Raw genomic sequence first — 20,062 nt, 5'->3', positions numbered from 1 at the left:
AGTCGCCCCGTTTCCGCCGTTCCCGGCACATCCCACCGGCGACCGGCGCACGATGATCTCATGACAGCTCCGCCCCCGGACCGGAATTCCCGGGTCGCGAGCGTCCGCGCCCGGCTGGCCGACCTGATCGACCCGGTGCCCGACCCGGACGAGATCGCACTGGTCATCCGCCTGCTCCGCTCGTACGCCGGCAAGACCCCGGCGGCCGCGGAGAAACTGGTCGGCCTGCTCCGGGCGGGTGACGTGGCCCGGGTCCGCGACCACGCGCACGGCATGAAAGGGTCGGCCACGAACATCGGGGCGAACGCGTTCTCCCTGCTCTGCGCGGACGTGGAGCAGTACGCCCGGGTCGGCAGGCTGGCCGACCCGGACAGCACCGAGGACCTGATGAACATCGAGCTGGCGGTCACGCTGGAGGCGGTGACCGCGGTGGCCGCCGACTTCGAGGCCCTCCCCTGACGTCGCCTCTCCACGTGGGCCGGCGGGAGCCCCCACCGGTCAGGAACTTCCGCTGCGCCGGACGGCCGGCCACAGCCGGAACTGATGGATGGCCTCACCGAGATTGAGTGGGCCGCAGGAGATCTCGAACCGGTCGTCCACCATCTGGGCGATGAACCAATCACGCTCGTTCCGGCGGACCTCCTGCTTGGCGAACGTCAGCCCCTCCGTACCGGTTTCCTGCGTTCCGCCCACGCCGCCAATCCACGACGGCCGAGCCGGCCCTCCGAAACGGCGGCTGACCGGACCGCCCACAGCGAACGCACTCGCGGTCGGCACCGGCAGGACTGGCACGCTGTGCACCATGGAGCCGTTGAAGGTCACGTACGACGAGGTCGCCAATGCGGCCTACATCTACCTCCAGGCGCCCGGCACTCGGGTGGCGAGAATGTATCCGTGCGATCCCGTCGACGTGGACGGCATGATCAACCTGGACTTCGATGCCGATGGGCGCCTGGTCGGTCTTGAGGTGCTGGACGCACGGGCGAAACTCGCGCCGGAGATCCTGACGCAGGCCGAGAACATCACGCGGCGAACCACGGGCGGACAGTAGCGCACCACCCCGGTTCGCGACTGGAAGAGAGCACACCGCGCGGCAGATGAGGACGTCACCACCAGAGCCACTGGGCGTTATGGCGATGCTGCTGGACGGTGGGGATCGTGTCGACTATTCCGTCGCCGCGGTGTTCCTTGGTGGCATTTCGGCATGCGACGCGGGCTGCTTGCCGCTCCCGGCTGGTCCAGACATGGTCGATGAACCAGCGAGGTGGGCCCCCGCCACCGACCAGGAGGCGCAGTCCGGTTCGCCGGTGATGCGGACCGTCTCTGTCCGTGCGAGACATGATTCTCCCCTTTCGGAGCCGCGTGTGCGGTCACCTAAGTGGGATGGGATGTGGCGCTCATTCCTGCGCGACGGTCGACAACCATGACTCGCAGAATAGTCGGAGCCATCCGCTCATCGGCAGATCAGTCGGCCCGATTGGTGCGGGGATGAGGTCGGGCCGGCCGAAGAACAGGACTCGTCGGAGGCAGGCTCTCGCAGTGGCGGATTGTTCCACGGGCAGGCGCGTCTGGAGGACGACCTCGGTGTCGGGGAGATTCGAGGCAACCGCGGCCTACCCGATGAACACCATCGGCGCATCGTGATACCTGCCAGATGGCCGGGGGCGGAACACGCTGTGATGGGCGGTAGTGGTCAAAAGCAGAACGCGGCCCGGACTGTGGTGCTGAGATTGCCGGATGGGTGTTCGCGTCTTGCTGGATGAGGATCGGGTCTTCGTGACCTACCACTCGGCGTCGGTGTTCAGCGGCGATGACCTGTTCGAGGAGGACTACGACCTCGAACAGGCCTGGACGGGGCAGAGCAACGGGCTCTGTGGTGCCGCGGTGGAAGGGCTGCTTCTTCTGAACGTGGGTCAGCACACCGGGTGGGTGCCTTTCCGGGTGGAGTTGCACGCTGGTGAACCGTCCGTCGACGACCGGTGGGAGGACATAGTCGACGTGTCGTTTCGGCCGACCCGGGACTCCGTTCACCTAGCCGGCCTGGACGGCGAGGCGTACCCGCTGGTGCTGCCGCGGCAGGACTATCGGGTCCGCTATCTGGCGTGCGGCCTCGATGAGGCCCAGGCCGAGGACGGGCGCGACGCGTACCTGATGCAGCTGTGGCCGGCGCCGCCGGCCGCAGACCGGATCGTCAGACAGACCAGCGAACAGGCCGCTTACTGGCATCGCTCACACCGCCCGCCCACCCCGCAGGAGGAGGCCGAGGAGAACCGGCAGTAGACCGAGGCACAAGCCGCCCAAGACCGGGAAAGGTGGGGCGAACGGGTCCCCAACGAACGCCTCCGTAACGCGCACGGTTCGGCCCTCGACCTGATCTCGGCGCTGGACATCGACCTGGAGTTCCGGCAAACCGGTTCGCTATCTGAGCCGCGACCAGCGTTAACGGCTGCCGCGGCGGACGATGTACTTCTGGTAGTCGGGGACGGCTACCAGGACCGTCTCGACCAGTTCGACCACGCGGGCGAAGTTCGTCAGGCGGTCCAGCATCACCTCGGTGGCGACCGTGCCGCGGCCGATCAGCACCAGGCCGTTGGTGGCCACCAGGTCCTCGGCGAGGCGCATGCCGACTTCGAGTTCCTTGGTGTTCACCGTCTTGGTGACGTCCTTGGCCGCCTGCACGCCCTTGACCTTGCGCAGGGCGGTGAGCACGTGCTGCGGGCAGATGCCCTTCTCGTCGAGGGCGCTGATCGCGTTGGCGTCGGTGATGCCCCGGCTCTCCAGGGATTCGAAGTCGATCGCGGTGCGCATCACGCCGATGCCCGATTCGACCAGTGGGGAGCGGCCGCCGTCCGGGGCCGGTTCACCGGCCAGGCCGAGGATCATCGCGACCACGTCCTGCATGTTCGGGATGTCGTGCAGCAGGCGGGCGGCGACCCGCGGCATCGCGTCGATCATGGCCTGTTCGTCGGTGTTCAGGGGGAGGCCGCGTTCGCGTTTCTGCAGGACCGCGGGCGGCACGGTGACCGCGCCGAGTTGCGCGGCCATCGCCGCCACCTCGATCTCCCAGTGGGCGTCGAGTTGCAGTGCCCCGCACAGTTCGGCGACCAGGGTGCGGATCCGGCCGGCGCGGGCGAACACCACCGGGCTGGCCAGTTCGAGGACGCCGAACAGGGCCTGGATGCTGGCCCGTAGGGTCTGGTCGAGTAGTTGCCGCTCGCCGACCGCCTGACCGTTCTGGGCGACCGCGTCGTGCACCGCGCCGCGCAGCTCGCCGGTGCTCGCCGGTTTGAGCAGGTAGCGGTAGACGCCCCCGGAGTTGATCGCGGCCATCGCGGTGTCGATGTCACCGGCGCTGGTGTGCAGCACCCGGGTGGTGTCCGGGTGGTCGATCTGCAGGTGCCAGAGCAGTTCGATGCCGTCCATGCCGGGCAGGCGCAGATCGCAGACTACCGCGGCGACCGGCCCGCTCTCGGCCAGGACCTGGAGTGCCTGTTCGCCGCTGGTGGCGGTCACCAGCCGCAACGAGCGGCCCAACTGGGACACCAGCTCCCGCAGGACGCCCTCGTCGGTGTCGACGAGCAGTACCGTCGGTTTGCCCTTGTCGGAGGTGGGTGCCCGGTACAGGTCGTTGTCCTGGAACAGGTCGGTTTTCATACGAGCCATATCGCCGGATCCGGGCACGGCCTGAGTGATGTGTCACCGCGATCCCACCCGGCCGAAGTCCTCAGTCCGCTTCGCTGGACGCCGAATTTCGGAACAGGCCGACCGCGGATCCCCCGCCCGACTCACCGGAGAACGCATGCAGATGAGCGCAGTAGGGGAAGACGCCCGCCTCGCGGCGGTGCACAGCTATCACCTGCTGGGGGCGCCACGGCCGGTCGTGCTCGACGAGCTGACCCGGCTGGCCAGTGCGGTCTTCGAGACGTCGATCTCCACGGTGACGCTCGTCGGCCGGGAACGCCAGTGGTTCGCCGGCAACACGGGCATGCCCTGCGACGGCGGCGACCTGAACTCCTCGTTCTGCCGGATGGTGATGGACCGCCGGGTGTCGCTGGTGGTGCCGGACGCGCTCGGGGATCCGGAGCACCGGGACTGGCCGAACGTGGTGGGCGCCCCGCACATCCGGTTCTACGCCGGGGTGCCGCTGGTCGACGAGGACGGGCACGTCCTGGGGGCGATGGCGGTGATGGACGACCGGCCCGGCGAGGTCGGCGACCGGCAGATGGACATGCTGGCCACGATGGCGCGGCAGGCCGCCGGGCATCTGTCCGCGATCCGCAACCGGCGGCTGCTGGCCGCGGTCGGTGACGAGCTGTCCCGGGCGATCAGCCGTGAGGAGGATTTCGTCGCGGCCGTCTCGCACGAGCTGCGCACCCCGGTGACCACCATCCAGGGATACCTGGAGCTGCTGGTCGACAACGACGAGCTGGCGCCGTACCAGCGGCTGATCGACCCGATCCAGCGCAACGGCGAGCGCCTGGTCCGGATGGTGGATCACCTGCTGGCCGGTACCCGCCCGGCCGCCGCGCCGCTGCCGCTGCTGCGGGCGCACACCGACCTGGTGGCGGTGGCCGAGGCGGGGGTGGCCGCGGTCCGGGTGACGGCCGACCAGCGGGACGTGCGGATCGAGGTCGAACCGACCGAGGGCACGCTCAAGGTGCCGGGTGACTTCACCCGGCTCAGTCAGGCCGCCGAGCATCTGGTGCGCAACGCGGTGCTGTTCAGCCCGACCGGCGCCCGGGTCACCGTCCGGGTGCTGCCCGGCGCGATCGAGGTGACCGACGAGGGCGCCGGCATCCCGCCCGACGAGCTGCCGCACGTGGCCGAACGGTTCTTCCGGGGCCGGCACGCCCGTGAGCAGGCCGTACCCGGTGTGGGTCTGGGTCTGAGCATCGCCGACCGGATCATGCGGGCGCACAACGGCACGATGAGTGTCACCTCGGCGGGCGCCGACCAGGGCACGACCGCGCGGATCACCATGCCGGTCTGACCCGTTCCTGCCGGTTGCGTCCCGCTCAGACCGATCCGTGCGTTGCCGATTCTTCAGGCGACGTACCGGTGCGATCGAGGAGACAACCATGGCGGTCCTGCGTCGTCTGCGGCTGGCCGGGCGGCTCGGTGCGGCGTTCGCCGTCGTTCTGGTGCTGCTCGGTGTCGCGGTCGGCATCGGTGTCGTGGCCTTGAACGCGCAGGCCGGCGCGGCCGCCCGGATGCGGACCCTGCAGACGCTGATGCACCAGGTCGACGAGCAGAAGTACTACGACGGGGACATCTCCGGCTGGCAGGTCGCCTACGTGTGGGACGTCTACCGGCTGGGCCCGGCCAAGGCGCTGGCGGCGACCAGTGACAACCGGGCCGGGTTCCTCGCCGACGCGGAGAAGCTCAAGACGCTGCTCGCCGAGACCGACACCGTCGCGATGACGGACGCCGAACGCATCGTGTTCAGCAACCTGACCACGCTGTGGACCGACTATTTCACCACCGATGACAAGATCGTCGCCTTGTACGCCGCCAACAGGATCGCCGCCGGCGACGCGATGGTGCTCGGGGACGGCTACGACATCTTCTTCAAGATCGTCGAGGGTACGGATCAGCTGGTCGCGTCGGTGACCGCGCGGGCCGACCAGGCCAGCACCGACGCGCAGGCGGACGCGGCCTCCGCGCGTACCATCATGATCGTTGTCTTCGTCCTTGCCGTCGCCGCCGCGGTGGCCCTCACCATCCTGGTCACCCGCAGCCTCACCCGCCCGGTCGCCGGTCTGGTCCAGGCGCTGCAGGCGATGGCCCAGGGCGATCTCCGGGTACGCCCGGACACCTCCGGCACCGACGAGATGGCCGTGATGGGCCGCGCGGTGGACGAGGCCGTCGCCGGAGTCCGCGCCACGGTGCTGGAGATCGTCGACAACGGCGGCCGGCTCACCGTGGCCTCCGAGACGATGCGGCAGGTCAGCAGGCAGATCGACGCCGCCGTGGCGGACGCCGACCAGCAGGCAGCCCTCGCCTCGGACAGCGCCCACGGCGTCTCCGGCAACGTGCACACGGTGGCCGCCGGCTCCGAACAGATGGGCGCGGCGATCGGCGAGATCTCCCGCAACGCCGCCGACGCCGCCCAGGTCGCCTCGGACGCCGTCGGCGCGGCCCGGGCCACCAGCGACACCGTCAACCGGCTCGGCGACTCGTCCGCGCAGATCGGCGACGTGATCAACGTGATCAGCGCGATCGCGGCGCAGACCAACCTGCTCGCCCTGAACGCCACGATCGAGGCGGCCCGGGCCGGCGAGGCGGGCAAGGGCTTCGCCGTGGTGGCCAGCGAGGTCAAGGACCTGGCCCAGGAGACCGCCCAGGCCACCGAGAAGATCTCCCAGCAGGTCGCGGCGATCCAGAGCGACACCGGCCAGGCCGTCACCGCGATCGACGAGATCAGCCGGATCATCGAGCAGATCAGCGACTACCAGACCACGATCGCGTCGGCGGTGGAGGAGCAGAGCGCCACCACCGGCGAGATGAACCGGGGCGTGAGCGAGGCCGCGGCCGGCGTCAACGACATCGCCGCGAACATCGCCGGGGTAGCGAGCAGCACCGCCTCCAGCCGCGAGGCCGTGAGCCTGGCCGCGCGTACCGCCGAAGAGGTCCAGACCCTCGCGGACGATCTGCGGGTCACCGTCGGCCGCTTCTCTGTCTGATATTGACCATCATCGTTGAGATCCTTATCGTCTGACTCACGTTGTCGGAGCGAGGGGACCGCGTTGAAGACTTCCCGCCTGCTGTCATCCGGACTCGTCGCCCTGCTGCTGCTCGCCGGACCCGTTCCGGCCCGCGCGGCGGCCGCCGACGGCACCCAGCCCTATGCCTCCTACTGGCATCCGAACAGCATCCTGAACTGGGATCCGGCCACCGACCCGGACGCCCGGTTCAACCGGTCCCGGGTGCCGCTCGCCGCGCGCGCGTCGGACCCGGCCCTGCGGGCGAACCCGAACGCCCACGCCGGTGAGGGCCGGATCGCCTCGCTGGTGTCGTTCGCGCCGACCTCGAACAACCCGTCGCAGGGCGCGCCCGACCCGAACTACTACGCGTTCGGCTACTGGCAGTACATCGACACCCTGGTCTTCTGGGGCGGTTCGGCGAGCGAAGGACTGATCCTGGCCCCGAACGCCACCGTCATCGACGCCGCACACCGCAACGGCGTGAAGGTGTACGGCACCGTCTTCTTCCCGCCCGCGGCGTACGGCGGCCAGATCCAGTGGGTCCGCGACTTCGTGCAGAAGTCCGGCAGCGCGTACCCGGTGGCCGACAAACTCGTGCAGGTCGCCGAGCACTACGGCTTCGACGGCTGGTTCATCAACCAGGAGACCGGCGGCGGCACCGCGGACCTGGCCACCGAGGTGCGCAACACCCTGCGGTACGCGCGCTCCCGCGGCCCGGTCGAATTCATGTGGTACGACGCGATGACCGAAAGTGGCAGCGTCTCCTGGCAGGACGGCCTGAACGCGTCCAACGACGCGTTCCTCCAGGACGGTGACGCCCGGGTCAGCGACACGATGTTCCTCGACTTCGGCTGGAGCGCCACCAAACAGACCACCTCGCGGACCAACGCCCGCGCCCTGGGCCGCAGCGAATACGACCTGTACGCGGGCATCGACACCGAATCCAACGGCTACAACACCGGCGTCACCTGGAGTTCGGTGTTCCCCGACGGGCAGCCGCACGTGACCGGACTGGGCCTGTACCGCCCCGAATGGACGTGGAAGTCCAGCAGCTCCCGCGCCGACTTCCACGCCCGGGACGCGCGGTACTGGGTCGGCGCGAACGGCGACCCGTCGAACACCGGCACCACGTCGTCGTGGAAAGGCCTGGCGGCCTACGTCGCCGAATCCACCGCGATCACCGCGAAACCGTTCGTGACCAGCTTCAACACCGGGCAGGGCGACTTCTACGCGGTCGGCGGGCAGCGGGCGGGCGCCACCGGCTGGAACAACCTGTCCCTGCAGGACGTGCCACCGACCTACCGCTGGGTGGTCCAGTCGGCCGGCACGAAACTGGCGCCGAGCATCGACTTCACCGACGCGTACGAGGGCGGCAGCTCCCTGAAACTGTCCGGCAGGCTCGACGCGGCGAACACGGTCCGGCTCTACCAGACCCGGCTCCCGGTGGCCGCCGACACCCGGCTGTCCGTCGCGGTGCGGACCCCGGCGGCCGGGCCGACCCACCTGTCCGCCGCGGTGTCCTTCACCGACGACCCGGCGACGTTCGTGACGCTGCCCCTGGGCGACACCGACAGCACCGACTGGCAGATCAAGACCATCGACCTCTCCGAGTACGCGGGACGCACGATCGCCCAACTGGGCCTGCACGTCTCCGGGGCCGCGGACGCGTACTCGGTCAATGTGGGCCGGCTCGCCGTGTACGACGGGGAGGTGGACGCGGTCCCGCCGCCCTCGGAGCTGACGGTCCTCGGCGCGTCGAGCGTGTCGGCGACCCGCCAGTCGCTGCGGCTGTCCTGGACGGCGGCGCCCGGCCCGGTCCACCACTACGACGTGTTCGCGCTCGACGGTTCCGGCACCCGGGTCCACCTGGGCGGCACGACCGGCGACGCGTACTTCGTGCCCCGCTTCGACAGCCCGGCGACTCAGGTCGAGGTGGAGGCGGTCGGTGTCGAGGGCGGCCGTTCCTCCGCAGTGGTGGCCGAGGTCGCCTGGCCCTGATCCCACGCGTAGTCGAAGGTGCCACTCTCGACACGGCCGATGAGTACTTCGACGTCGTCGGCCTGGTGGATGCCGCTCACCCACCCCTCGCTGGTGATGTCGACCATCAGCACCGGCGAGGGATCCCGCCGCAGGTCGAGGGCGAGCTGCTCGCGGCCGCCGCTGTGACCGATGACGGCGATACCGGGGTGCGCGCCGGTGCCGGCGTCCCACGCCTCATGCAGCTCGAGCATCTCGCGGGGAGTGAGCAGGATGAGGTAGGCGCCGCTCGCCAGCTGCCCCTGCCGGAACCAGGCCGGGCTTTGCAGATAGTCACGCCACGCCTGCGGGAGCGGCCGGCCCAGGGCGTCAGCGGCCTCGTCGAACTCGTCGTCGCCGACCGGTCCGCGGAACTCGGCCTCCTCATCGTTCACGCCGCCATTCTGGTACAGCCCCATCTCTTGCTGCTAGGCATGGCAACACCGGCCTCCAGGGTAATCCGAGCCCATGGACAGCGCCGAAGATCGGTGGCGCTGTACGACCCGGGCCCGGACGGCCCACGCGGCTTCGAGTTCCAGCGCGACCTCCGCGACCACGACGACCCGGCCGCCTGGCAGCCCCCGGTCTACTGCGTCGTGACCGGTGACCACGACGTCCACTACGGCGGGATCCTCGCGGTCACCTGGCAGGCATCACGATGCACGATGCTCTTCACCGAGCAGGCTGCGGCCGCCTTGAACCTCCCCGGCACCGAGCTCATCCTCCAGTTGCGCCTGACCGAGGAGCAGTCCGCCACGGCGACGACCGGCCTCGAACCGGTCCTGTCCTTCGGCGCCCCCGACCTCGTCCCCGCACTGACCGGCTTCGACTGATCCACCGATGTGAGCGCGCCCGGAACGACGACTTCGGTGCGCCAGGAGGATCGGCTCAGTACTCGACGCCGGCTCGGGCTATCAGGCCGATGGCGGTGTCGAGGGCGATCGCCCGGGCGAGCGTGAAGGCCTGGCCGGCTGCTTCGGCCTTGGCACGTTCGGCGCCTTTCTTCTCGGACGCCGTGCGCCCGGGGACCGGAAGGATGTCGCCGTGATACTGCATCGCGGCCACCGCGGTGAAGGTCGTCCAGGATCCCCAGGGGAGATCCTCCCTGTTTTTCACCAGCTCGGTGACGGCATCGACGCGGGATTGCCTCTGCAGCATGCGCGAGGCCGAGGTCCCGTACCCGGAAAGGATCTCCTCCGCCCTCTCGGCATGGATCTCCCGGCCCCTGCGCAGTCGCTTCGGCACGTCCGGGAGGCTTCTCGTCGGGGGGCAGGACAACAACGGTGTCTCCGGCAGTGCGGCGTCATGGCGGCGACGCAGCTCCTGGCTGATCGGAAACATCAACCCGATGGCGAAGGGCGCTGAATTCAGCTGTGGTTCCGGGATCCCGGGTTCCATCTCCCGGACCATCTCCTTGACATGCGCCGCCAGAAGGTTCTCGAATGCGAACAGCCAGATGGCTCCGGTGGTCCGCTCCACTCCGGGCAGGAGCAAGCAGACGGTGTCCGTGACGTCCCGGCGTACCGTTCGGGCCAGAATCCGGGACGTGAGCGGGGGCATACCGAAGTTTTCCAGGTCATCCGCGTCTTGATCGTGCGGCAGGACCCGCTTTACCCATTGGGCCAGAGCCACGTGCGCGTTCTCCGTCCATTGTCTGCGACGTGCCGGGCCCGTCAGTCTAGACGTAGGGTGCCCGCCCTCAGGTCGTCTGAAGCTGCTCAAAGGAGACACGCCTTCTTCCGCCGCTCAGAAGGTGCGCCCGGCCCGGTCCCTCCCGTGCCCCGGCGGGTAGGCAGCACGCGCTGCAGTCGCCGTCGACGACTCAGCGGGCTGCTCTGTCGTGGAGCCGGGTGGAGGTCAGAGGGCGATCGGACGATAGGCGAGCACTGCATCGACGATTTCCTCCGCCGTTGCGTTCGCCAGTTCGGATGGCGGGTGGAAGATCAGGCCGCTCGCACCCGGCATCACGGTATTGCGATCGAATGCTGCGATGTACCAGGCGTCGGTCGGGTCGGCGAGGATGCGGCGCACGATCTCGACCAGCTCGTCACGGGTGATGTCGGGCACTCGGACCGGAGGCGGTGTGCACGCCCACTCGATCAACTCTGCACGGCCCGGCGCTCCGCAGCGGTAAGAGAAATCTTCGACCGCGAAGCTGTGGCCGGTGGTCTTGTTGAACGTCTCGAGAGCGGCGGTGGCATCTGGGCTGATGCGGCTTGGCCGGACAGTTGCGGGTAGCGGACCCGTTTCGGGCGGGGTCGAGGCCATCCACCACCGGGCCATGGCAAACGAACTCAACTGCCGCTGTCCGCGCTCTGGCCTGGCGTGGCCGCGGCCGATCCAGCGGGCGGCTGCGGCGCGGCGTCGCGTCGTGCCGGCGTGAGAGCGTCGGTGACGTTCGCTCGGTTCGGGAGCTGTTCCGAAATGGGCTTCACATCCACCATGGGTGTGGACAGCGTCGTCATACCTATGCCCCGAACCGCCGTGTCGCATTGAGGTGCGTACTCGGCTGCCGCCGAGCGGGTGATCGATGTGCGGCCACCAGCAACGCGTATGAGTATGAAGTCCCTTGATCGGGTGCGCCCGGCGCTAGCAGGGGCGCTCTCAGCCCTCGGCGAAGCCCGGTCGTCGGTTAGGGTCCCGCTCCTGACCGGAATCCACCCCCAAACAGGCCGGGGAGGCAGCTGCTTTACGGAGCTGGATCCCTCGGATGCCGGACGCACCAGGCCAGGATAGTGGCGCCGGCAGGGTTCCCGCGCACTCACATGTCGCATATCGGTGGTTCTCTACGGGTGTGCCCTCTTTCAGTAGCGAACCGGGGTGGTGCCGTTACCGTCCGCCCGTGGTTCGCCGCGTGATGTTCTCGGCCTGCGTCAGGATCTCCAGCGCGAGTTTCGCCCGTGCGTCCAGCACCTCAAGACCGACCAGGCGGCCATCGGCATCGAAGTCCAGGTTGATCATGCCGTCCACGTCGACGGGATCGCACGGATACATCCTCGCCACCCGAGTGCCGGGCGCCTGGAGGTAGATGTAGGCCGCATCGGCGACCTCGTCGTACGTGACCTTCAACGGCTCCATGGTGCACAGCGTGCCAGTCCTGCCGGTGCCGACCGCGAGTGCGTTCGCTGTGGGCGGTCCGGTCAGCCGCCGTTCCGGAGGGCCGGCTCGGCCGTCGTGGATTGGCGGCGTGGGCGGAACGCGATCCCCGCGACGAGGAGCAGCGTCACCGGCAAGCTGAGAAGCCACAGCGCGACGATGGGGTCGATCCAGCCCACCTCGCGCGCCATGTCCACGAGCGCCCCGGACAGAATGGCGCCGCCGAAGGTGAAGCAGAACGAGATCGCCGAACGCCGGGACGGCCAAGCCGCGGGGGTGCCCTTCAGGACGACGGGCGCGCCGGTGAGTAACGCCAGCACCCCGCCCCCGATGACGTACGCGGCGAGCGCCAGCGCCAAGATGTCGATGATCACGCTGGCGAACCTAGTGGCCGGCGCGGCCGAAGCGGACCGGCCTTGCAGGTGATGAGCTCCGGCCGGTTGTGCAAAGGTTGCGGGACCGCCGATGAGAGTGACCACTACCCGGGGTCGGCGACTTCCGGCGGGTGCCTCGGGCGGCGGTACGCTCGGCGGCCATGAGCACAGTCAGCACCCGATTCCGTGACCCCATGGTGCGGCTGCGGCGTTTCGGAGGCGACATCCTCGTCCGCTGCCCGGCCTGTTCCGGCCGCGCATCGATCCGGCCCGCCCCCTCCGCCGATAATCCCCGCGCGGCCGGGCTGCATCGCAGGCTCACCTGTTCCGGCTGCGGGCACGTCGCCCACTGGAGCGCGCCGCAGCACGGTAACGGCCGTTCACTACCGCACCTGTCCGGACCTGAAGACCCCTACTTCGGGCTTCCCCTCTGGCTGCGCACCGACTTCCGCGGGCACGTCTTCTGGGCCTACAACGCCGACCATCTCACCCTGCTGGAGCAGTACCTGACCGCTGATCTTCGCGAGCGCGGTTCGGCCTTCTCGTGCTGCGACATGAGCCTGCTCGAACAGCTTCCCGCCTGGATGAAAGCGGCCAAGCACCGCGGTGACCTACTGCGCGCCGTCCATCGTCTGCGGGCCCGCCTGTCCTGAACTCAGCGAGAAGGCCTGCGCAGGTGTCACGCGGGCGGGGCGGTGCTCGTCCCGACCAGGATCGCGCGGCCCAGCGTGTGCGGAATCATCACGATCTGCAGCATCGCCGGGGAGGCGCCCGGCGGCAGGTCGAGGTGTTCCACGCTCAGCGCGGTCGCGCACACGAACAGCCGGTGGACGCCGGTTCCGGGTGGCGGTTTCACGCCCGACCACGCGGCGACGCCGAGCGAGTTCGGCAGGGCGGGCAGCACGGCCCCGGCACCGTGTTCGAGACCGCCGCGACCGGCCGGGATGTCGACGGCCACCCAGTGCCACAGCCCGCCCGGGATCGGCGCGTCAGCGTCAAAAGCGGTCACGACCACGCTGCGCGTCCCTTGCGGCAGCGCGCTCCAGGTCAGCTCCGGCGATTCCCCAGGGCCGTCGTCGCCGGCGTACGCGGTGAGCGGCAGCGCCCCGCCCGCGGCGAATTCGCGGCTGCTCAGGGTGAACGCCGGTGCCGGGAACGCCAAGGCGTAGGGGTCGTAGGACACGATCACTCCTCGAGGATATGCAGTCTTGCTGTACATTCCAAACGTACAGGCATGCTGTACTTTTCTGTCAAGAGGCCGACCGGAGGGACGAGCATGGCGACGAACGACGACGATCTGGCGGAGGAACTACGGGCGGCGGTCGGCGAATTCGTGCGCCGCGTCCGCGACCTCAGCACCATGCCCGCCGGTCAGGCCGCCGTCCTGGGGCACCTGGATCGCCGCGGCCCCCTCGCCATCGCCGACCTGGCCCGCCTCGAGGACGTCCGGCACCAGTCCATGACCCGCACCGTCGGACTGCTCGCCGACCAGCATCTGATCACCCTCGGCGCCGCCGAGGACGACCGCCGCCGCGTCGTCGTCACCATCACCGACAGCGGCCTGGCCCGCCTGCACGAGCAGCGGCAGGCCCGCGCCGCCTGGATCGCGACCGCGATGGAGACCCTCGGCCCGGACGACCGCACGACCGCCGCCCGCATCCCCGCGATCCTCAGGGCCCTGACGGCGAACTGACCCGCCGGGTGTCGCCTTCGGCATAGACCGCACCCGCTGCCGGGGTGAGGCTGGCGCCATGCCACGACGTATCATCTCCACTCCGGACGCGCCGGAGTTCCCCAGCTACAGCCAGGGCACCCGCGCCGGCAACACGGTCTACGTCGCCGGGACCGTCGGCGTCGACGTCCGCACCGGGCAGCTCGCCGGGCCGGGCATCCACGACCAGACCCGGCAGGCGCTGCACAACTGCGCGGCGATCCTCCGCGCGGGCGGCGCCACCCTCGACGACATCACCATGGTCCACACCCTGCTGCTGCGCTCCGAGGACGCCGACGGCGTGGTCGAGGTGTTCGACGAGTTCTTCCCGGACGTCCGGCCGCCCCGCTGTGTCAGCCGGCTCGGCGTCGACCGCCCGGGAATCCTGGTGTCCGTCGCGATGGTCGCCGTCGTCGACGACTGACCGGATCAGATCAGCGCTGTCCCCACTGTTCCCTGCTGATCTCGTACCGCAGACCGCCCTGCTCGGCGCCCTCGACCATCAGCATGTCGGGTGGGGTCTCCAGGGCGCACGCCACCGTCATCCCGGCCTTCTCCAGCACCTTCTGCGAGGTCACGTTCGAACACATCGTCTCGCCCCAGGCCAGGCGCACGCCGAGCTCGGTGAACCCCTTGGCCAGCAGGGCCCGCGAGCCCTCGGTCGCGTACCCGTTGCCCCACGCCGCCTGCCGCAGCCGGTACCCGAGCTCGACCTCGTCCAGCGGCCCGTCCCAGTCGGGGCGCAGGTGGAACCAGCCGATGAAGGCCCCCTGCCCTTTCTCGTACGCCGCGAACAGCCCGAAGTCGCCGTTCCACTTCTCGTAGCAGGCGAGGATGTTCCGCAGGCCGCGCTCCCGGTAGTGGTCCGGCGGCGTCGGCTCACCCCCGGTCAGGTAGCGCATGACCGCCGGATCACTGTCCAGCTCGGTCAGCAGGTCCGCGTCGTCGGCGGTGAAGTGGCGCAGCGTCAGGCGATCGGTCTCAAGGTAGGCGTTCACGGGCGCATCCTGACCGACCCCGGCCGAAATGACCAACGCTTATCACGCCCGGACACGTTTCGTGGTCAGGGTGCGAAGCCCATCCGCGTGGTGACTTCAGGCGCGCTGGACGCCCGAAGTCACCACGCTGTTGTGGGTGTGGTGAATTCGGGCGTGTTGAGCGCCCGAAATCACCACGGAGACAGACCCTGACTGCGATTAGGTGTCTAAACGGTCTGGCGGCCGGTCAGCAGGTTCAGGACGCCGGTGACCGAGAACGAGCGGCGCACGATGCCGCGCACCCGGACCACCCGGAAGGCCACCCCCCGCGCCTCCGCCTCCTCCTGCACCGTCAGCAGCACGTCGATGCCGCTCGAGTCGCAGAACGTCAGGGCGTCCAGGTCGATCAGCAGTTTCTGCGGCGACGGGTCCGCGGACAGCACCTCGCCGGCCGCCTCCGTCACCAGGTCGGTGGTCGCCAGGTCCAGCTCGCCACGCAGCGCCAGCCGCACCGCCGGGCCGTCGTCGAGACGCACGATCTTCACCACGCACCTCCACGGGCGCTCGCCGCGTCCCGGACCGTCGCGCCGGGACACGGGAGGAGCTCCACGCGTACCTTCTTGCCGCCTTGATGGTTGTGCACCGACCACCCGGCGCTCATCGCCTCGATGAGCGCGATCCCCCGCCCGCCGAGCCCGTCCGGGTCGCGGCGGCGCGGCACGACCGACGAACCGTCGGCGACCGAGACCACCACCACACCGTCGTGCGACTCGACGTTCAGCGCCACACAACCGCCGCCGTGCAGGACCGCGTTGGTGACCAGCTCGCTGACCACCACGGCGGCGGAGTCCAGCCAGTCCGGGTCCTGAAAACCCCACCCGGCCAGCACTGCGGAGACAGCCCTGCGAGCCGCGGCGGGTGCGCCACGGTCCAGAGGGACGTCCAGATGTGCGGTCAATGTGCTCATACAAACCCCGGGGATTCGTGGATGTGCGGCGCCATCATGCCCCGGCCGGGTGATCTTCAAACCCGGCGGGGTCCCGCCGCCACGGGACTTCCGGCCCTGACCGGTCACGCGCGGGCAGATCAAGGTAGAGGTAAGCACCGAACAGGGAGGCAAGCTAATGGATGCGTGGCGCGGGTTCACCGGCACGACGTGGCGCACCGGGATCGACGTGGCCGGGTTCATCCGGGACAACGTGCGGCCGTACGACGGTGACGCCACGTTCCTGGCGGGGCCGACCGAGCGCACGAGCCGCGTCTGGGGACAGCTGACCGCGATGTTCCCGGCGGAGCGCGAGAACGGCATCTACGACGTGGACGCCGCCACCCCCTCGACGATCACGGCGCACGCCCCCGGGTACATCGACAGGGACGCCGAGGTGATCGTCGGCCTGCAGACCGACGCGCCGCTGCGCCGGGCGATCATGCCGGCCGGCGGTCTGCGGATGGTCGAGAACGGTCTGAAGGCGTACGGGCGGGAGATCGACCCGACCGTCAAGAAGATCTTCTCGACCTACCGGAAGACGCACAACGAAGGGGTGTTCGACGCGTACCCGGCCGACGTGCTGGCCGCCCGCCGCTCGCACATCATCACCGGGCTGCCGGACGCGTACGGCCGGGGCCGGATCATCGGCGACTACCGGCGGGTCGCGCTCTACGGTGTGGACCGTCTGATCGAGGAACGCCGCCAGATCAAGACGTCGCTGGACGCCCGCCTCTCCGCCGCCGACGTGATCCGCGACCGCGAGGAGCTGGGCGAGCAGATCCGGGCGCTCGGCGAGCTCAAGACGATGGCCGCCTCCTACGGGTTCGACGTCTCCGGCCCGGCGACCACCGCGCAGGAGGCCATCCAGTGGCTGTACTTCGCGTACCTGGCCGCGACCAAGGAGCAGAACGGCGCGGCGATGTCGCTGGGACGCACCTCCACGTTCGTCGACGTCTACCTCGAGCGGGACATCACGAACGGCCTGCTCTCCGAGGCGGAGGCCCAGGAGCTGATCGACGACTTCGTCATCAAGCTCCGGATCATCCGCTTCCTGCGTACCCCGGAATATGATGAATTGTTCTCCGGGGACCCGACCTGGGTGACCGAGTCGATCGGTGGGGTCGGCGCGGACGGGCGTCCCCTGGTGACGCGGACCAGCTTCCGTTACCTGCAGACCCTGTACAACCTGGGGCCCGCGCCGGAACCGAACCTGACCGTGCTGTGGTCGGCGAAGCTGCCCGAGGGATTCAAGGAGTTCTGCGCCCAGGTGTCCATCGACACCAGCAGCATCCAGTACGAGAGCGACGACCTGCTCCGGCCGTACCTCAGCGACGACGCGGCCATCGCCTGCTGCGTGTCCGGGATGCGCGTCGGCAAGGACATGCAGTTCTTCGGTGCGCGCGCCAACGTCGCCAAGGCTCTGCTGTACGCGATCAACGGCGGCCGTGACGAGATCAGCGGTGCCCAGGTGGCTCCGGCGTCGTCGTCCCTGCCCGACGTCCTCGACTACGACGAGGTGTTCGCGGCGTACGACAGGACACTCGACTGGCTCGCCGAGACATATGTTGATGCACTCAACGTCATCCACTACATGCACGACAAGTATGCATACGAACGTGTCGAGATGGCCCTGCACGACTTCCCGGTGCACCGGTTCATGGCCACCGGTATCGCCGGCCTCTCGGTCGCGGTGGACAGCCTGTCGGCCATCAAGCACGCCCAGGTCAAGGTGGTCCGCGACGACCGGGGGCTGGCCGTCGACTACGAGGTGGACGGCGAGTTCCCCACCTTCGGCAACAACGACGACCGGGTGGACGCCATCGCCGTGGACCTGGTCAGCCGGTTCATGGAGAAGATCCGCCGGCAGCCGATGTACCGGGGTGCCGAACCCAGCCTGTCCGTCCTGACGATCACGTCGAACGTCGTCTACGGCAAGCACACCGGCAACACGCCCGACGGCCGCCGCGCCGGCGAGCCGTTCGCGCCGGGCGCCAACCCGATGAACGGCCGCGACAAGCACGGCATGGTCGCCGCCGCACTGTCGGTCGCCAAGCTGCCCTACCGCAGCGCCCGCGACGGCATCTCGCTGACGATCACCACCACCCCGGACGGCCTCGGCCGGCCCGAGGAGCGGGCGGCGAACCTGTCCGGTGTCCTCGACGGCTACACCGAGGGCGGCGGCTTCCACATGAACGTCAACGTGCTCGACCGGGCCACCCTCGAGGACGCGATGGAACACCCGGAGAACTACCCGCAGTTGACCATCCGGGTCTCCGGTTACGCCGTCAACTTCGTCCGGCTCACCCGCGAACAGCAGCGCGACGTCATCTCCCGTACCTTCCACGGGTCTCTGTAGGAATCTGATCATGACAGTCATCGGCCGTGTGCACTCGTTCGACGTCTCGACCGGCGTCGACGGCCCGGGAACGCGCTTCGTCGCCTTCCTGGCCGGGTGCCCGCTGCGCTGCCAGTACTGCCACTCCCCGGACACCTGGTTCCGGCGCAGCGGACGGCCGATGACGGACGACGAACTCATGACCGAGATCGGTCACTACGAACGATTCCTCAAGGTCGCGCACGGCGGTGTCACCCTCAGCGGCGGTGAAGCCCTTCAACAACCGGATTTCGTACGCGAGATCTTCACCCGTTGCCGCGAAAAAGGCATCCACACCGCCCTCGACACGAGCGGCTTCCTCGGCGACAAGGCCGACGACGCCCTGCTCGACGTGACCGACCTGGTGCTCCTGGACATCAAGGCCGGCGACGAGGACACGTACGCCCGGGTGACCCGCACCGGCCGCCTCGAACCCACGCTCCGCTTCGCCGACCGGCTGGCCGCCCGCGGCACGAAGATCTGGATCCGCTTCGTCCTGGTCCCCGGCCTGACCGACTCCGTGAAGAACGTCGAGCTGGTAGCCGAACACGCCGCGTCCATCCCCACCGTCGAACGGGTGGAGGTCCTCCCCTTCCACCGCCTGGGCGCCGCCAAGTACCAGGCCCTCAACGAGCCGTTCCCCCTGGCCGAGACGCCCGCCCCCACCCCGGAGTTGCTGGAGCGGGTGCGGGCCCAGTTCCGCGCCCACGGCCTGACCGTCTTCTGACCCGCCACCTCCGTCCCGCCCTTACGTCCCGCCTTTACGACACGCACTTACGTCCTGCTGTTACGTCCCGCCGTTACGTCCCGTCCCCACAGACTCAGCCGTGGCTCACGGCCATCCGCCCCTTCCCACCGTGAGCCACGGCTGCCCTTCCTCCCGCCCACGCCGGATCATCACCACCCCACCCACGCCGGATAACCACCGCCCAATCCACGCCGGATCACCACCACCCCGCCCACGCCGCGGCAGCCGCCGTCTCCCCGTCACGAAGCCCGGCCCGGCACCGAATGCCCCGCCGGCCGAGTACGTCATCCCCGGCACCTGATCACCTCCGGCCTCGGGCACCCACCCCGCGCGGCCGCCCAGCCCGTGCCCCTCCCCTCGCCGCACCCGACCCTCCCCGCGCACCTCCGCGCACAGCTCCGCGCACGGCTCCGCGCCAAGGCCGACCTTGGTGCACTAACCACCGAGGACGGTGGCTTCTGCACCAAGGTCGGCGCGGCAGACGCACCACGATCACCACATGCGCCGGGCGAATCGCCGCAATCGGTGCAGGCGGCGATCCGGCCCTCACACAAACGAGCGCCGGCAGGCGGCTGGCGGCACTAAGCCACTCAAGCGGGCTGCACAGGCGGGCCGCACAAGCGGGGTGGCTGCATAGGTGGACCGCACAAGCGGGCTGCATAGGTGGACCGCACAAGCACTGGACACGAAAAGTGGCCAACGCGCCAAGATCCGACGAGTCGCATCAAGCGGGCAGCAGCGACGCCGCCTCGGGCTTCGCCGCCGTCGCCTCCTGCCCCCCTGGACATCACGCGAACCACGGTCCTCAGCAATACACGAGGAGCTACCCGAGGACCGAGCCGTCGTCCACGGCTCTCCGCAGCTCGACAAACCACCATGAACTACGGCTGAGACAACCGAGCCGTCACCCACGGCCCTTCACAGCTCGACAAACCACCATGAACAACGGCTGAGACAACCGAGCCGTCACCCACGGCCCTTCACAGCTCGACAAACCACCATGAACAACGGCTGAGACAACCGAGCCGTCACCCACGGCCCTTCACAGCTCGACAAACCACCATGAACAACGGC

Annotated in this window: 23 protein-coding genes; 12 read left to right on the top strand and 11 right to left on the bottom strand. The window is 69.3% G+C overall.

What is annotated here, in order from left to right; all coding sequences use genetic code 11:
• Positions 1-60 precede the first annotated feature (60 nt).
• Entirely contained in the window at positions 61-459 is a 399-nt protein-coding gene (locus QSK32_RS22790) for an Hpt domain-containing protein (RefSeq protein WP_045747466.1), read from the top strand.
• Positions 460-498: 39 nt separating this feature from the next.
• On the opposite strand, the gene QSK32_RS22785 is transcribed toward QSK32_RS22790, so the two are convergent.
• A complete protein-coding gene (locus tag QSK32_RS22785; RefSeq protein WP_285473091.1) occupies positions 499-792 on the bottom strand; it encodes an Imm53 family immunity protein in 294 nt (97 codons plus the stop codon).
• Positions 793-802: 10 nt separating this feature from the next.
• Between QSK32_RS22785 and QSK32_RS22780 the strand changes: the two genes are divergently transcribed.
• Entirely contained in the window at positions 803-1,051 is a 249-nt protein-coding gene (locus QSK32_RS22780) for a DUF2283 domain-containing protein (RefSeq protein ID WP_285473090.1), read from the top strand.
• A 701-nt stretch (positions 1,052-1,752) separates the two neighbouring features.
• Entirely contained in the window at positions 1,753-2,280 is a 528-nt protein-coding gene (locus QSK32_RS22775; RefSeq protein ID WP_285473089.1) for a hypothetical protein, read from the top strand.
• Positions 2,281-2,439: 159 nt separating this feature from the next.
• Here QSK32_RS22775 and QSK32_RS22770 read toward each other — a convergent pair whose 3' ends face one another.
• Positions 2,440-3,663 carry a response regulator gene (locus tag QSK32_RS22770; RefSeq protein WP_245674372.1) on the bottom strand — a complete coding sequence of 408 codons (1,224 nt, stop codon included), beginning with the start codon at positions 3,661-3,663 and terminating at the stop codon, positions 2,440-2,442.
• Between the two features lie 142 nt (positions 3,664-3,805).
• Between QSK32_RS22770 and QSK32_RS22765 the strand changes: the two genes are divergently transcribed.
• The 3 genes from QSK32_RS22765 to QSK32_RS22755 all read left to right on the top strand — a co-directional run bounded on the left by QSK32_RS22765 (position 3,806) and on the right by QSK32_RS22755 (position 8,702).
• Complete coding sequence (locus QSK32_RS22765; RefSeq protein WP_285473088.1) at positions 3,806-4,990, top strand: sensor histidine kinase; 1,185 nt, start codon at positions 3,806-3,808, stop codon at positions 4,988-4,990.
• Between the two features lie 88 nt (positions 4,991-5,078).
• Positions 5,079-6,683 (top strand): methyl-accepting chemotaxis protein, encoded by a 1,605-nt coding sequence (locus QSK32_RS22760; protein ID WP_285473087.1) that lies wholly within the window; start codon positions 5,079-5,081, stop codon positions 6,681-6,683.
• 63 nt (positions 6,684-6,746) lie between these two features.
• Positions 6,747-8,702, top strand: coding sequence for an endo-beta-N-acetylglucosaminidase (locus QSK32_RS22755; protein ID WP_502872547.1), 1,956 nt, complete (start codon positions 6,747-6,749; stop codon positions 8,700-8,702).
• On the opposite strand, the gene QSK32_RS22750 is transcribed toward QSK32_RS22755, so the two are convergent.
• On the bottom strand, positions 8,627-9,115 hold the full coding sequence (locus QSK32_RS22750) for an SMI1/KNR4 family protein (protein ID WP_157411616.1): 489 nt from the start codon (positions 9,113-9,115) through the stop codon (positions 8,627-8,629). The two genes, QSK32_RS22755 and QSK32_RS22750, sit on opposite strands and share 76 nt — an antisense overlap.
• 93 nt (positions 9,116-9,208) lie before the next feature.
• Here QSK32_RS22750 and QSK32_RS22745 point away from each other — a divergent pair, with 93 nt between their 5' ends.
• Entirely contained in the window at positions 9,209-9,553 is a 345-nt protein-coding gene (locus QSK32_RS22745) for an Imm10 family immunity protein (RefSeq protein WP_285473086.1), read from the top strand.
• Between the two features lie 55 nt (positions 9,554-9,608).
• Here QSK32_RS22745 and QSK32_RS22740 read toward each other — a convergent pair whose 3' ends face one another.
• The 4 genes from QSK32_RS22740 to QSK32_RS22725 all read right to left on the bottom strand — a co-directional run bounded on the left by QSK32_RS22740 (position 9,609) and on the right by QSK32_RS22725 (position 12,190).
• A complete protein-coding gene (locus QSK32_RS22740) occupies positions 9,609-10,352 on the bottom strand; it encodes a hypothetical protein (protein WP_045748300.1) in 744 nt (247 codons plus the stop codon).
• 225 nt (positions 10,353-10,577) lie between these two features.
• The gene (locus QSK32_RS22735) at positions 10,578-10,988 is read right to left on the bottom strand and encodes a bacteriocin immunity protein (RefSeq protein ID WP_285473085.1); all 411 of its coding nucleotides are present in this window, start codon (positions 10,986-10,988) and stop codon (positions 10,578-10,580) included.
• Between the two features lie 561 nt (positions 10,989-11,549).
• Entirely contained in the window at positions 11,550-11,789 is a 240-nt protein-coding gene (locus QSK32_RS22730; RefSeq protein ID WP_285473084.1) for a DUF2283 domain-containing protein, read from the bottom strand.
• A gap of 71 nt (positions 11,790-11,860) precedes the next feature.
• Entirely contained in the window at positions 11,861-12,190 is a 330-nt protein-coding gene (locus QSK32_RS22725) for a hypothetical protein (RefSeq protein WP_285473083.1), read from the bottom strand.
• A gap of 161 nt (positions 12,191-12,351) precedes the next feature.
• Here QSK32_RS22725 and QSK32_RS22720 point away from each other — a divergent pair, with 161 nt between their 5' ends.
• Positions 12,352-12,843 (top strand): hypothetical protein, encoded by a 492-nt coding sequence (locus QSK32_RS22720; RefSeq protein WP_285473082.1) that lies wholly within the window; start codon positions 12,352-12,354, stop codon positions 12,841-12,843.
• Positions 12,844-12,869: 26 nt separating this feature from the next.
• Here QSK32_RS22720 and QSK32_RS22715 read toward each other — a convergent pair whose 3' ends face one another.
• Positions 12,870-13,373 carry a YbhB/YbcL family Raf kinase inhibitor-like protein gene (locus QSK32_RS22715; protein WP_285473081.1) on the bottom strand — a complete coding sequence of 168 codons (504 nt, stop codon included), beginning with the start codon at positions 13,371-13,373 and terminating at the stop codon, positions 12,870-12,872.
• A 93-nt stretch (positions 13,374-13,466) separates the two neighbouring features.
• On the opposite strand from QSK32_RS22715, the gene QSK32_RS22710 reads away from it, so the two are divergent.
• The gene (locus tag QSK32_RS22710; RefSeq protein WP_285473080.1) at positions 13,467-13,883 is read left to right on the top strand and encodes a MarR family winged helix-turn-helix transcriptional regulator; all 417 of its coding nucleotides are present in this window, start codon (positions 13,467-13,469) and stop codon (positions 13,881-13,883) included.
• A 58-nt stretch (positions 13,884-13,941) separates the two neighbouring features.
• Positions 13,942-14,325, top strand: coding sequence for a RidA family protein (locus QSK32_RS22705; protein WP_045748451.1), 384 nt, complete (start codon positions 13,942-13,944; stop codon positions 14,323-14,325).
• Positions 14,326-14,335: 10 nt separating this feature from the next.
• Here the strand turns inward: QSK32_RS22705 and QSK32_RS22700 are convergent, their stop codons facing one another.
• The 3 genes from QSK32_RS22700 to QSK32_RS22690 form a co-directional block, all read right to left on the bottom strand.
• Complete coding sequence (locus QSK32_RS22700) at positions 14,336-14,899, bottom strand: GNAT family N-acetyltransferase (RefSeq protein WP_045748452.1); 564 nt, start codon at positions 14,897-14,899, stop codon at positions 14,336-14,338.
• A 206-nt stretch (positions 14,900-15,105) separates the two neighbouring features.
• Complete coding sequence (locus QSK32_RS22695; protein WP_169792579.1) at positions 15,106-15,423, bottom strand: STAS domain-containing protein; 318 nt, start codon at positions 15,421-15,423, stop codon at positions 15,106-15,108.
• The gene (locus tag QSK32_RS22690; RefSeq protein WP_045748453.1) at positions 15,420-15,845 is read right to left on the bottom strand and encodes an ATP-binding protein; all 426 of its coding nucleotides are present in this window, start codon (positions 15,843-15,845) and stop codon (positions 15,420-15,422) included. Before QSK32_RS22690 ends, QSK32_RS22695 begins: the two co-directional genes overlap by 4 nt.
• Positions 15,846-16,002: 157 nt before the next feature.
• Between QSK32_RS22690 and pflB the strand changes: the two genes are divergently transcribed.
• Both pflB and pflA read left to right on the top strand, forming a co-directional pair.
• Complete coding sequence (pflB, locus tag QSK32_RS22685) at positions 16,003-18,222, top strand: formate C-acetyltransferase (protein WP_285473079.1); 2,220 nt, start codon at positions 16,003-16,005, stop codon at positions 18,220-18,222.
• Positions 18,223-18,232: 10 nt separating this feature from the next.
• Complete coding sequence (gene pflA / locus QSK32_RS22680; RefSeq protein WP_045748455.1) at positions 18,233-18,967, top strand: pyruvate formate-lyase-activating protein; 735 nt, start codon at positions 18,233-18,235, stop codon at positions 18,965-18,967.
• Positions 18,968-20,062: the final 1,095 nt, after the last annotated feature.

The sequence above is a fragment of the Actinoplanes sp. NBRC 101535 genome (assembly GCF_030269225.1).
Taxonomy (GTDB): domain Bacteria; phylum Actinomycetota; class Actinomycetes; order Mycobacteriales; family Micromonosporaceae; genus Actinoplanes; species Actinoplanes rectilineatus.
The sequence above is the reverse complement of the archived record's forward strand: the minus strand, read 5'-3'. Positions and strand labels throughout refer to the sequence as shown.

Bases quoted from the DNA above. Each gene is read 5' to 3' on its own strand.
- QSK32_RS22770 (WP_245674372.1), bottom strand. From the start codon at position 3,663: ATGGCTCGTATGAAAACCGACCTGTTCCAGGACAACGACCTGTACCGG.
- QSK32_RS22720 (WP_285473082.1), top strand. From the start codon at position 12,352: ATGAGCACAGTCAGCACCCGATTCCGTGACCCCATGGTGCGGCTGCGG.
- QSK32_RS22705 (WP_045748451.1), top strand. From the start codon at position 13,942: ATGCCACGACGTATCATCTCCACTCCGGACGCGCCGGAGTTCCCCAGC.
- pflB (WP_285473079.1), top strand. From the start codon at position 16,003: ATGGATGCGTGGCGCGGGTTCACCGGCACGACGTGGCGCACCGGGATC.
- QSK32_RS22760 (WP_285473087.1), top strand. From the start codon at position 5,079: ATGGCGGTCCTGCGTCGTCTGCGGCTGGCCGGGCGGCTCGGTGCGGCG.
- QSK32_RS22765 (WP_285473088.1), top strand. From the start codon at position 3,806: ATGAGCGCAGTAGGGGAAGACGCCCGCCTCGCGGCGGTGCACAGCTAT.
- QSK32_RS22790 (WP_045747466.1), top strand. From the start codon at position 61: ATGACAGCTCCGCCCCCGGACCGGAATTCCCGGGTCGCGAGCGTCCGC.
- QSK32_RS22735 (WP_285473085.1), bottom strand. From the start codon at position 10,988: ATGGCCTCGACCCCGCCCGAAACGGGTCCGCTACCCGCAACTGTCCGG.
- pflA (WP_045748455.1), top strand. From the start codon at position 18,233: ATGACAGTCATCGGCCGTGTGCACTCGTTCGACGTCTCGACCGGCGTC.
- QSK32_RS22780 (WP_285473090.1), top strand. From the start codon at position 803: ATGGAGCCGTTGAAGGTCACGTACGACGAGGTCGCCAATGCGGCCTAC.
- QSK32_RS22690 (WP_045748453.1), bottom strand. From the start codon at position 15,845: ATGAGCACATTGACCGCACATCTGGACGTCCCTCTGGACCGTGGCGCA.
- QSK32_RS22710 (WP_285473080.1), top strand. From the start codon at position 13,467: ATGGCGACGAACGACGACGATCTGGCGGAGGAACTACGGGCGGCGGTC.